General features: G+C 66.0%; 6 protein-coding genes. 1 reads left to right on the forward strand and 5 read right to left on the reverse strand.

The window, feature by feature from the left end; genetic code table 11:
- The first annotated feature begins 1,113 nt into the window (after window positions 1–1,113).
- On the forward strand, window positions 1,114–2,358 hold the full coding sequence (locus tag BJ964_RS10305; protein WP_188120472.1) for an IS256 family transposase: 1,245 nt from the start codon (window positions 1,114–1,116) through the stop codon (window positions 2,356–2,358).
- Window positions 2,359–7,526: 5,168 nt separating this feature from the next.
- Here BJ964_RS10305 and BJ964_RS10310 read toward each other — a convergent pair.
- The 5 genes from BJ964_RS10310 to yidC form a co-directional block, all read right to left on the reverse strand.
- Entirely contained in the window at window positions 7,527–8,576 is a 1,050-nt protein-coding gene (locus tag BJ964_RS10310) for a ParB/RepB/Spo0J family partition protein (protein WP_188120473.1), read from the reverse strand.
- Window positions 8,573–9,676 carry a ParA family protein gene (locus BJ964_RS10315; protein WP_407650840.1) on the reverse strand — a complete coding sequence of 368 codons (1,104 nt, stop codon included), beginning with the start codon at window positions 9,674–9,676 and terminating at the stop codon, window positions 8,573–8,575. The genes BJ964_RS10310 and BJ964_RS10315 overlap by 4 nt, the downstream gene beginning before the upstream one ends.
- Before the next feature lie 1,108 nt (window positions 9,677–10,784).
- Window positions 10,785–11,495 (reverse strand): 16S rRNA (guanine(527)-N(7))-methyltransferase RsmG, encoded by a 711-nt coding sequence (gene rsmG, locus BJ964_RS10320; RefSeq protein WP_229807128.1) that lies wholly within the window; start codon window positions 11,493–11,495, stop codon window positions 10,785–10,787.
- 74 nt (window positions 11,496–11,569) lie between these two features.
- Window positions 11,570–12,136, reverse strand: coding sequence for a Jag family protein (locus BJ964_RS10325; protein WP_407650799.1), 567 nt, complete (start codon window positions 12,134–12,136; stop codon window positions 11,570–11,572).
- A 119-nt stretch (window positions 12,137–12,255) separates the two neighbouring features.
- Window positions 12,256–13,278, reverse strand: a complete 1,023-nt coding sequence (gene yidC, locus BJ964_RS10330) for a membrane protein insertase YidC (RefSeq protein WP_188120476.1) — start codon at window positions 13,276–13,278, stop codon at window positions 12,256–12,258.

Raw genomic sequence — 13,278 nt, forward strand, 5'->3', positions numbered from 1 at the left:
CTCCCCTGCCTGTCGTTGCGGCGGCAGAGACGTCACCGTTCAGGACCGGGATCGCCCTAAGGCGATCAGCGGCATCGTCACCGGGGTAGGCCTCGCGTGTGAGACTCGCTCGTTCGGAGATGAGGGCCGTCCCCACTTGGACGGCGTCTGACATCGGTTGGTAGGTGCTCTACCCGCTCTGAGCCTGAATTCCTTCAGGCGACATCGTGGGCAATGCTGATGGCCGATCCAAGCTCGAACGTCCTACGGCAACCGCGGCGAGGCCAGCGACCAGGCCAAGCGGTACAGCAGTAGCGATTCGGTGAGCCCGTCCACTGGTTGCTGAAATCAGCGTTGCCGCAATGGCGAAGGCCAACCCCACCGACAGCCAGCCGTCGAAGCGTCCCCCGTCCGAGACGGTGCCGCACTACAGAACGCCGGAGCTCCCGGCGTTCTCCGCCAAGTCCTGCCGCGGTCCCACCACACCCGCATTCGGCACTCGGCCGCCCGTCCCAAAATCCCGTCCTTCTCTGCTCTACTCCGCTCTCTCTGTCCTTCGCCCAGCCCTGCTCTGTGCTCTCCCCGCCCTTTGCACTCCTCTGCTCGCCCCACTCTCGTTCCCCTTCCCATCCCTGGCCGTCCGCGCTTCACCGTCCGCGCTCTGCATCTACTTCCCGCCAGCCATTTCCGTCGGCCATACGCTTCCCATCGGCCACCCCCGTCGGCCATTTCCCGCCACCCACATCCCGGCAACCCACATCCCGCCGACCGCTTCTCGGCCGTCCACCCCCATCGCCTGTGCTACCGGCGATGTACTCCGTACCGCCCCTGTACCGCTTCCGTCCTTCGCTGTCCGTTCCTAGCTCTCGTCGTGCGTCGTGCGCCGTGTTCGCACTCCGGGGTCTCGCTCGAACGACTCGACAGCCGACAAGACCGCTCTTGCCTCCTCACACGGCAACCTCTCCTGAGTTGCGGCACTGTGAGTCGACGGCGAATAGTCAGTGGCGGCCATTCGTCATCCCAGGCGAGGGTCACGTCCACCGAAGTGGTGTATGACTCGGACTTCCCGGGACGAAAGAGGCGGCCACCGCAGATCCTTCGGATTGCTTGAAGATCACGAAGGAGAGACCTGCGATGGCCGCAACAGAGAGTTTGAACGTCGCTGACCTGCTGGGCCAGCACCTGGAATCGGCGAGCCCTGATGTACTGCGGGCGATGGTGAAAACCTTCGCTGACGCGTTGATGTCCGCCGAGGCCGTGGCTCTCTGCGGCGCCGGCTACGGCGAACGCAGTGCCGAGCGGGCCAACTCGCGCAACGGTTACCGGCAGCGCGAGTGGGACACCCGGGCCGGCACGATCGAGCTGGCGATCCCGAAGCTGCGTTCCGGTTCGTACTTCCCGGACTGGCTGCTGCAACACCGGCGCCGGGCCGAGCAGGCCCTGGTCAGCGTGGTCGCGACGTCGTACCTGCTCGGGGTGTCGACGCGGCGGATGGAGAAGCTGGTCGAGCAACTCGGCGTGAAGCAGCTGTCGAAGTCGCAGGTGTCGGAGATGGCCCGGCATCTCGACGCCCAGGTCGAGGCGTTCCGCAACCGGCCGCTGGACGCCGGCCCGTACACGTTCGTCTGGACCGACGCCCTGGTCATCAAGGTCCGCGAACACGGCCGCACGGTCAACGTGCACGCCCTAGTCGCGGTCGGCGTCAACGCCGACGGCGGCCGCGAGGTCCTCGGCCTCGACGTCGCGTCCGACGAGGACGGCGCCGGCTGGCTCGCCTTCCTACGCAGCCTGACCGCCCGCGGACTGTCCGGCGTCCGCCTGATCATCTCCGACGCCCACCGCGGCCTCGTCGGCGCGATCGGCGCCGCGCTGCCCGGCGCCCAGTGGCAGCGCTGTCGCACCCACTACCTGCGCAACCTCTTGTCACGCGTCCCGAAGAGTGCGCAGCCGTGGGTGGCCACCCTGGTCCGCACCATCTTCGACCAACCCGACGCCATCGCCGTCAGCCAGCAGTTCGACCGCGTCCTCGGCACCATCGCCGAGAAGTTCCCGGCCGCGGCCGAACACCTCGACGACGCCCGCGCCGACCTGCTCGCGTTCACCGCGTTCCCGCGGGAGCTGTGGCGTCAGATCTGGTCGAACAACCCGCAGGAACGGCTGAACAAGGAGATCCGCCGCCGCACCGACGTCGTCGGGATCTTCCCCAACCGCGACGCGATCATCCGGCTCGTCGGCGCGGTCCTGGCCGAACAGACCGACGAATGGGTCGAAGGCCGCCGCTACATGGGCCTGGAGATCCTCGGCAAAGCACGGCTGACCAGTATCAATACCGACGGACACGACAACGAAATCATCGAAACGACCGCAATCGCCGCATAAGATCAACACACACGGATCAGCGCTGGCCGCCTCTTACACCACGCCAGCGGACGTGACCCAGGCGAGCGACCTCGCGTTGGTCGGGCTGAACCCGAATCCGCACAACAGCGCATACCCGGCCTTTGAGCACACCCGAGCCGAGCAAGGTTGGCTCGACGACGCCCTACCAGCGATATGTGACAGCAGGCAGATCGTCACCTCACGGAGAACCGATCACACGCGGCCACCAATAGCCACATGATCCTCGTTGATCAGCGTCGGATCAGCCCGCTGAACAGAGGCATCCTGGCGCGATGCCCGCATGCACATACCCGTCCCTGCCCAGGACTGTGATCAACGACGAGGCGGGGATCCGCAGCTCCGGGACTGACCACTTAAAGGTCGAGTCATCGGCTCACAAAGCAAGTCGTGCGAACTCCGGCAAGTACGACGCCAGACGCAGACCTTCAGTCCCCCCCCCCAGGACTCTCGCATCCCCTGCCTTTCGATCACCGCTCTGTCGAGGTGGGGTATCGAGAACCGGACGGCCAGCCGCCCTCACGCCCTTGCGATCGTCGACTACGGAATCCTGGCCGGCATCACGGCGAGCCCGCCTCGACTTCTACTGCAGCTGGTTCTCCAGCTGCCGGCCGCCTCCGCTTCTCCCGAGTCACAAACCCACCGCGGAAAGCCGGCCGCCGCGAACGGCGCGGTCAACACGAGCGACCCGACCGGCACGGATGACACGGACCGGCACGGGCACCACAGGCGGCATGGGCGGCACAGACCGACGCGGGCGGCACGGGCGGCACGGGCGGCACGGGCGGCACGGGCGGCACGGGCGGCACGGGCGGCACGGGCGGCACGGGCGGCACGGGCAGCACGGGGCCGCGGACAACACGACCAACGCAAGCAACACTGGCGACGAGCCAGCATCCACGGTTTACCTGGACCACCCGGAATGGCAGGCGCGACCCTCCCCCCAGGCCGTAGCAAGTGTTCCCCCAGAACCTCAACCAGGGCAGCCACCCGCACCGCAACAAGGGTCCGCCGCGCACCGAAACACGATCTCTCGGCAGCCAAACCGCATCCACAACCCCGGTCCGGTCATTCTCGGCCGGAACAGCCAATGCTGCCCAGCCTGTCACGACCCTCAACAGAGGCGACCACGCCGCCGGATGGCATGTTGTGCTTCCTCGCCGGTGTGCCCATCACCCTGATCCGCTGGCACACCGTGTCGGCGCCGACCGATCAGGCCCCGGTATACGAGATCCGAGAGCTGATCGGCGGAGTGCCGAGACCTCGACCCCGGACACAGCAGCAATCTGCTCCACATCGGGATAACTCCTAAGCCCTCGGCTCACCAACCTCGCCCGGACTGTGCTCTGTCCCGCCGGCTACGACATGCACGGCCGCCTGCCCCGCCACGACAACGACGGCGTCGATTTCTGACGCGGCCTGTCTGTGTTTCACGTGAAACGGCGGGCGCTGCTGAGGCCCACTCGGTACTGGCTGAAGCTCAAAAGGCGATCACTCTTCGACGTGGTGGCCCAGAACGCCACAGCCTCGCCAGGTACGGCGACGATGGCCAGCATCTGGCGCATTTGCAATCTCAGCCGATCGCCTACTTAGGCAGCCGAGTCCGGCGTCTTGCACCGATCCACAATCACAAGAAGCCAAGAGGACGCGCCGGGCACCGGGCACCGGGCACCGGGCACCGGGCACCGGGCACCGGGCACCGGGCACCGGGCACCGGGCACCGGGCACCGGGCACCGGGCACCGGGCACCGGGCACCGGGCACCGGGCACCGGGCACCGGGCACCGGGCACCGGGCACCGGGCACCGGGCACCGGGCACCGGGCACCGGGCACCGGGCACCGGGCACCGGGCACAACTTCTATCAAGGACTCTGGTTTCACGTGAAACGGCCACGATTTGATTGCACCCATCGGGCTCTGTCCTGGCCGGCTCGGCAACATGCTTCAGTCACCAATACTCGGGCTCGCAGCATGTACAACGCCTTGCAGGAACACCTGTCTCGCGACACTCCAGTGCCGGCAGGCCGAAGGTGGCTAACTGGCGAACGGGATGGACCTAGAAGGAGGGCACGGCCGTGGCTCCACCGCCCTGCTCGACTGTTGGCACCCATGGCTCCGTTACAGCTCAAGGAAGCCGTTCCATCCGCGCGGGAAGCCGCGCTGAGTACTCCTGCCGTTTGAGCCGCTCCGAATGGGTCGGGCGACATCGGCTACTGCCGCTCCTTCCGGCCTGAGTTCCGGCAGCCAACGTGGGCATAGGTTCGCCGCCGAGCTGCGCATCGGACACACCGGCCAACAGCTGCGTTAGTTGACAGAGGGTTCAGGCGGCGATGTTTCACGTGAAACGAATCCGTAGGCGGCACACCCCGATCACATGGTTACGCCTGAACAGGGCACCTTCCTTCAAAGACTGAACGGTCCTGTCCGACCGCGACCGAACAACCCGCTGACGAAACGCGACTTCGGATGTCCATACCTTCGTCGCGGCAAGCCGCTAGGGGCGTCGAGCAGCAATCTGCGAAAGCAGTACTCAGCGAGTCCGGCAGATCATGCTTCGCTTCGGCTCGCCCTGGCCCGGAACACCGCCCAGCGCTACGCACTTACAAACACCTAGCCGCTGGCCGACGTTACGAGGAGCAGCCTCGAGCCCTACAAAACTCAACTGCTGGCCGGGGTCAACAACCTCCACGACAACGGACAAACGCTGCACCGGCAAAAGCTTCAGGCAAGGATTCGTCGGCAGCTGCTCCATCCGAGACTCAGGCTTGCACTTCTCCAGAGCTGCTTCGCCGTAGAGCGCCGCCATCGTCGATCCGGCGGGTCACCGGCTGGATCTACCCGCGTCCGGACACCGTGACCGACGACCGCTCTACTCAGCCCTGCCCCGATCTACGTTCGGCCAAGCGACAGGTCCGGGACTCCGCCACAATGATGGCCCATTACACGGCGATAGTGGTTTCACCGACTGGACCGCCGTCGCCACCCGGACCACCTGACATCAGCACGCCGTCCAGCACCTCACCGCCGGCGCGAGGGGTCACCACCGACCTAACCTTGCGGTGGAACTCAAGTTCCGTCGCAGACACCGTCAACCTGATCGTTCCGTGAGATCAGTTGATCGAGTCCTGGTCTGCTCGTTCCAGTCGAGCGCTTGGCGAGGGGCGGGAATCTTGCCAGGCGCTGGTCGAGGTGTCATCGTCCCAGGACCGTTCTCGGGGCAGCTTCGCCGACACGGCAATGCCGATGAGCTTCAAGTACTGATGGTGCACGAGCGCCGCCGGCGATCCGGTGGCGGCGAGCGGTGGACCTTTCCCGACGGCTGGTCGACCTCGTCCTCTTGACCGGTGGCGCACTGAAAGGCACTTGAGCGAAACGCAGTTGAGCGGTACCCACTGAGGCCGCTCGCCGTCGGACCACTTGCTTGCCGCATGGCTGGCAAACGGACTTGCGCAAGCCCGGCTAGGGCTTCGGGATGTGCTGGTACCCGATCGAACGCGTCACGGCACTTGCCTATCAGTCACGGCGGGGAACCAGAACCTGTCAGTCGAGCACCAGCCTCGCATGAGGTTCCAGGCGGTGCCTCACATAAATCGGGCCGTCGACGCTGGGCCCGTCCGGTGCGAGGTGAACTCGATGATCTGCTCCACGGGCAGCTCCGTGCAAGGTGCTCGGGTACGCCGCAAATCTCCGGAGATCGTCAAGGCCACCGAGGAACTGGTGCGCTAGGTACGTTCGTGCTCGCTCGCCGCGGTTGCGTACTGGGACATGAGGTCCAAAAATCGTTGCTTGGCACGGCGGGACCTACCGGCACTGTGCCGTAGATCAGGTTCGGCGCAGCGCTGCCGAAGGTACGCCGTTGAACTGCCATGAAACGGTCCGGCTGGGGCGGCAACTCGGCAACGCATTACACAAGGAGGCGTTCGACGGCAGCATCGTCGTTGTCGGCCACCACGCATTCGTCGTCGATAACCGGGATGCCGACAGACGTACGCTGACGGCTTTGTCTTCGCCTCGAGAGCTGTACCGAACTGAAAGCGACCGCCGCCAACGTGCTGTGCCTGGCCATCGGTACGTTCACTGTCGCGTTCCGATGCGGAGGCTTCGAGGTGTAGGGGTCGCAGCAGGCGCCGGCCCGCCAATGCTGGCATTCTCTCGAAACGGCTAGCTCAGTAGCCCTAGTGCTGCCAGTTTCGTTACCGGCGGCGCCCAAGGCGACTGCCTCGCGGTTGACGAAGACGCTGCGCACGCTCCGGGCGAATAGCTGGCGTCCTGGTAGGCGCCGGTCAGCGTGGCTCGGGTGAACCTCGCGTAGTACTGGTTCGGTCGCGGGAACCGGCAATCGAACCAGCCAGCTTTGCAACCCGAACAGGGTCAGCGGTTCCTTGGCGTTGGGTGAGCCCGTTGAGTAGGCAGACGCATGCTGGCGAGGGGCAACTGTGGGAGTCGCCCGGGATCGGGGTGCCGTGGTGTCGCCGGCAGAAGGACAGACGCGCAGCCGGCGAACCCCAACACCACGCCAGCCGAAGTACAGCCAAGGGTCAGGACAGCGCACGAACCACAAGTACTGGCCAGACTGTGTGATCGGTAGCCAGCCCAGAAAGGCCCTCCCCGATGTCATCGACGATCACACCGGGCTCGGACGGGCATGGCGGAAGTACTGCGCGGACCGGCCAGCGCGCATTGCGAGTCCGAAGCGGGAGTCGCCCCATTCCTGATGGTGGCCGTCCCGGAGAACCTCCGGATCACGTTCAAGCGGCTCTCGACCGAGCTGGTCGCTACGGAGCCGAGACGAGGGGCCATCAGGTGAGGCGCGCTCAAAAGTCGATCAGCCCGCCTGGGACCGGGGGAGCTCATGGCAGCTGACGTCGAAAGCCGGTCGAGGTTGCTTTCAACCGTGCGTCTCCACGCGACCAACGCCACGGCCACTTAATAGGGCATACAAGAACTTCAACATGAATCATTTTGAAGCTTCCATAAACCAGATTAGGAACAAAAACGGACTTTTAGCCTCGTCGGAATGCGGCCATCACCGACTTTGCCCGCGCCGCGAAATCTCAGGAGAATCCGTCTGACAGAACCGAATCAAGCCTCGAACAGAGAGGGCGCGTGATCACTCACGCGCCCTCTCTGTTCGACTCACCGAGAAAGTCTCACTCCTCGGATTGTTCACCGTCCCGAGGAGCGCCTTCCTCCTCCACACCGATCATGCCGACGATCCGCTCAAGGTCGTCCACCGTGGCGAACTCGATCGTGATACGGCCCTTGTTTCGCCCGATGTCCACCTTCACCCGGGTGTCGAACCGATCCGAGAGCCGCTCGGCCAGATCGTTCAACGCCGGCGCGTGCACCTTGGCCCGGCGCGCGGGAGCCGCCTTCTTCGCCGGCGCCTCGGAAGCCGTCAGCTGAACGATCTCCTCGGTCGCCCGGACCGAAAGCCCTTCCTGAACGATCCGCGTGGCCAGCTTCTCCTGGGCGTCACTGTCCTCCAGGCCGAGCAACGCTCGCGCATGCCCGGCGGAGAGAATCCCGGCCGCCACCCGGCGCTGTACCGGTGCCGGCAGGTTCATCAACCGAATCGTGTTGGAAATCTGTGGACGGCTACGGCCGATCCGGCGCGCGAGTTCCTCGTGCGTCGCGCCGAACTCCTCCAGCAGCTGCTGGTATGCGGCCGCCTCTTCCAACGGGTTCAGGTTCGCCCGGTGGATGTTCTCGAGCAGGGCATCACGCAACATCGCGTCGTCAGGCGTATACCGGACGATCGCGGGAATCGTCTCCCTACCGACAGCCTGCGCGGCACGCCACCGCCGCTCGCCCATGACGAGCTCATACCGGCCGTCGCCGAGTTCACGGACCACGATCGGTTGGAGGAAGCCGACCTCCTGGATGGAGGTCTTCAGCTCCTCCAGCGCCTCCTCATCGAAGACGTGCCGCGGCTGCTTGGCGTTCGGCTCGATCGCGGACACCGGAAGTTCGGCGAAACGCGCGCCAGGGACCGGTGCGAGGTCACCGTCGACCGGGGCGGCCGGGGCAGGAACCGGCGGCGGGGTGACCGGTGTGGGCTGAACGGTCGGAGCAGCGGCCGACTCGACGACGACCGGCTCAGGAAGCGCCTCTACGGGAGCTGCCGCCTCCGCGACAGGAGCTGTGGGAATCAGCGCGCCCAGGCCGCGGCCCAAACCACCCCGTGGACGGTTCTTCATACCGCGCCTCCCGTGTTGACCCCGCGCATCGCGATCTCCAAGGCCGCCTCGAAATAGCTGGTAGCCCCTCGTGATCCCGGATCGTAGGTCATCACCGACTGGCCGTAGCTGGGTGCCTCCGAAACACGCACGTTCCGGGGGATCACCGCGTTCAGCACTTTGGTACCAAAATGATTCCGTACATCCTGTTCCACCGCATCTGCCAGACGGGTACGCCGGTCGTACATCGTCAGCAAGATCGTAGAGACATCGAGGGTGGGATTCAGGTGCTGACGCACCAGGTTGATGTTGTTGATCAGCTGATTGAGACCTTCCAGCGCGTAGTACTCGCACTGAATGGGAATCAGCACCTCCTGCGCAGCGCAGAGGGCATTTACGGTCAGCAGCCCGAGAGAAGGCGGGCAGTCGATGAAGACGTAATCGAACTTCTCGGGATGCCCCGCAATGGCCCGGGCCAGCCGGGACTCACGAGCCACCACCGAAACCAGCTCGATCTCGGCGCCGGCTAGGTCGATGGTGGCCGGCACACAGAAGAGGTTCGGGATGCCTTCGACCAGTTGCGCGACCTCGGCCAACGGCACGTTGTCGATCAGGCAGTCGTAGACATCAGGTACGCCCGCGTGGTGCGGGACGTTCAGACCGGTCGAGGCATTGCCCTGGGGGTCGAGGTCCACTACCAGCACACGGTTACCGTGGAGCGCCAGCGCCACGGCCAGGTTGACCGTCGTGGTCGTCTTCCCGACGCCGCCCTTCTGGTTGGCGACGCAAATCACCCGCGGGTGGTCTGGGCGCGGCATGATGATCTCGCCGCTCGGGTTGAGGATCTGCACAGCTCGCAACGCTTCCATGGCTAGGGGCGGATCGTCCTCATCCGCTACCGGCGTTTCACGTGAAACATGCTCGGTGGACTGAACGGGCTCCCCTGAAGAAGGAGCGGCCGCCATCTGACGCCCCGACGACACGGACGCACGCCCTCGAGCCTCGTCCGAGGAGTGGCCTGGCATCGGGGCTCCGTACTCGTACGCCGGTGGGGGCCCATAGGCGCTCGCCCGAGGCTGCGGAACGTCCTGTTCGCCCGCGCGCAGCCCGCCCACGTTCATTCCCGACGGCCTGTCGAGAGGCGACTCGGTTTCACGTGAAACACCGTACTCATGCACCGCTTCATCCCTGATGGCTAGGAAGGGGTTGACCGGCAGAACGTGCGCCCGGCAGGGGAGATCCGGTCCACACTATCGACATCCGGCCAGCCTACGGGTGTCGGGCATGTGTCGCCATGGTCCTAAGTTCCGATGAGTCGAGCACAACGCTGCTCCATCGTCCGTCAGTAGCAACTCGAACACCATGACGCTCGGCACAGACATCCAGGCTTCACCCATTCATGCCGTCGGTCGAGCCAAACCCCAAAGATCAACACCCCCACGGTGTACGCCCAAAGGCTCGCCACCATGACAAGTCTCTGCCGCCGGCCTTCCCAGGCCCCGCAGCCGCACGCCACGCGACGTACCGCCAAGCCGAAACCGCGCCATGTGGCATACCTCCGAGCCACAACCACACCAGGCGGTTTCAGCCGAGCACCAATCACACCCCGCGGTGTGCTGCTGAACACCAATCACACCCCACGGTGCACTACTGCCGGAAAGCAACCACACCTAGCGGCATAGAGAGTGGCGGCGTCGAACCTCGGGCACCGCGCAACTGTCGCCGCCAAGTCAGACGGCACGGATCCGAGGTCCAGCCGCCCAAGAGCCGAGCCCAGCCGCCCAAGGGACTGGCGATGCGGACAGCTGTGTAACCGAACAAGCCGAGCCGCTCATGGCCGCCGAGACGCGTCCACGACACAGGATGCACCCGCGGTGCATGGAAGATCCCGAAACCCCGCCAACGGCCGAATGAGGTCCATCCCCAGGCCGATGTAGTCACCTTCACGCACCACTTGCTCCAACTACCGAACGAACATGGGACCGGGACCAGAAAACCACAATCGGCAAACCGAACCGGCCGATGTCCACAGCGCGCCCCAGCCCCATCCAGGGACCTGTGGACGAACGTGCCAGACCCTTGCCAGGTCGTGGTCGAGAGAGCGTCCCCCGTTGCACGTGAAACAAGCGCCACCCGACAAACCGGCGAGCGAGCGCGCGACCCCCGTACCCCAAAAAGGATGGTCCCGGCCCGAAGGAGATCGGACCGGGACCGAAGGTCGCGGAATGACTAACCCCGGCGACCCCGCCGGGATGCGGACCCGCGGCTCGAACGAACCGGAGCGGCCTTCTTCCGGCCGGGCACCACATGTGCCTCCTTGACGATCTCCACCACCGTCGTCGGAGGCTCGATCAGTCCGGTCCCGCAGAGGTGGATGACCGGCTTGCCACCACCGAGAGCAGCGATCGCCGCCCCGTGTTCAGCGATCTCCTCGGCGGCGGACGAACCCTTCATCGCGAGGAGACGGCCACCGACGGCGGCGAGCGGCAGGCACCACCCGGAGAGCTTGTCGAGGGCGGCCACGGCCCGGGCGGTGACCACATCGGCTCCGGGCAGCGCGTCGACGATCTCCTCGGCCCGCCCGCGGAGCACGGTCACGTTGTCCAGGCCCAGGTCCTCGACGGTCTCGGTGAGGAACGCGGTCCGGCGGGCGAGCGGCTCGACCAGGGTGACCCGCAGGTCCGGCCGGGCGATCGCCAGCACCAGGCCGGGCAGCCCGGCACCGGAGCCCACATCGACCACGGTGGCGCCGGGTGCGATGAGCTGCGCCATGACACCGCAGTTGAGCAGATGCCGCTCCCACAGGCGGGGCGCCTCCCGCGGGCCGATCAGGCCCCGGACCACGCCTTCGGTGGCGAGCAGTTCGGTGTAGCGGGCGGCCAGCGCGAGCCGTTCACCGAAGACCTCGGCGGCAGTGGCAGGTGGGTGAAGGTCAGGCACCGGGAACGACGACGGCCCGGGCGTTTCGACGCCCGGGCCGGAGTCACCCGCGCCGTGGCGGGAGGTGGTCACGATCAGTCCGCCGCGCGCACCACGATGCGGCGGTTGGGCTCGACACCCTCGGACTCGCTCTGCACACCGGAGATCGCGTTGACCACGTCGTGGACGCACTTGCGCTCGAACGCCGACATGGCCTCCAGGCGGACCGGGTCGCCGTGCTCCTTGACCTTCTCGACGGCGTTGCGGGCGACGGCGGCGAGTTCCTTGCGCCGGGCGGCACGGTAGCCACCGATGTCGAGCAGCAGGCGGCTGGGCGAGCCGGTGGCCCGGAAGATGGCGAGGCGGGTCAGTTCCTGAAGGGCCTCGAGGGTGGCACCCCGCTGGCCGACCAGCGGCTGGAGACGGCCGCCGACCACCTCGACCATCGGCCGGCCCGCGGAGACGAGCTCGTCGATGTCGCCGTCGTAGTCGAGGATGTCCAGCAGACCCTCGACGTAGTCGGCGGCGATCTCGCTCTGGCGGAACAGGTCGCTGTCCGAGGCGACAGTCTCCGACTTCTTGGCCTCTTCGGTGCCGGCCGGCTCGGCAGCGGTGGCTTCGGCTGACGAGTCGGCGGAAGGGGGAGTGCTGGTGTCGGTCACGGTCTCATCTCCGTATGTCATTCGGGCCGGACCGAGGTCGGTCCGATGTTTCCCGCGCGCGGCGCGGGGAGGTCTCGAGGGGCGCGCTCAGGCCCTGCCGGGCGGGGCCTGAGCCGCGATCATCCCTTGGGTTTGTTCGCCGGCCGGGCGCCCTTCTTGGGATTCACCGGTTTGGCGCCAGGCTTGGGAGCGAGTGCCTTGGTGTCGACCACCGGGCTCGCCGGCTCGGGCGCGCTCTTACGACCGAACAACCCTCCGGTACGGGCGGGCTGCACCGGGTTCTTGTCACCGGAGCTCTTGGTACCGGTCGCCGGGCGGGCCGCCGAGCCACCCTTGCCGGACATCTGCGGCGGCGGGAACTTACGAAGCACCCACTGCTGCTGGGCCAGCGTGAACAGGTTGTTGGTGACCCAGTAGATGACCACACCGATGGGGAAGAGCGAACCGGAGATGAGCAGCGAGAACGGGATGCCGTAGAGCATCAGCCGCTGGATCATCAGCTGCTGCGGGTCCTCGGCCCAGCCGGTCTTGAGGATCATCTGGCGCTGCGTGAGGAACGTGGTGGCCATCATGACCAGGACCAGGATGCCGGCCACCACCTTGACGGTGGTGCTGTCCGCGCCGAGGACGGACAGCTCAGCGGCGGAGGAACCGAACTTGGCGCTGATCGGAGCGTTGAACAGGTGCGCGTGGGCGGCGCTGTTGAACTGATCGAGCGGCCAGCCGTACAGCTGCTTGTTCTCGTCCGAGATGTTCGGGTCCAGGTGCTGGAGCACGTGGAAGAGACCGAAGAAGACCGGGATCTGCAGGAACATCGGAAGGCAGCCCATGAGCGGGTTCGCCTTCTCCGTCCGGTACAGCTCCATCATTTCTTTCTGGAGCGTCTCGCGGTCACCCTTGTGCTTCTCCTGCAGCGCCTTGACCTTGGGCTGCAGCGCCTGCATCGCACGCTGGCTCTTGATCTGCTTGACGAAGACCGGGAAGAGGATGACCCGCAGCGTCACCACCAGGCAGAAGATCGCCAGGATCCAGGCCCAGTTGGTGCCGATGACGCGCTCTTCAGGTATGCCGATCGCATCCCAGAAGGAATGCCAGCGCAGAAGAATCCACGAGATGGCGTAGTAGATCGGGTCGAGACTCAA

The sequence above is a fragment of the Actinoplanes lobatus genome, assembly GCF_014205215.1.
Lineage (GTDB): Bacteria > Actinomycetota > Actinomycetes > Mycobacteriales > Micromonosporaceae > Actinoplanes > Actinoplanes lobatus.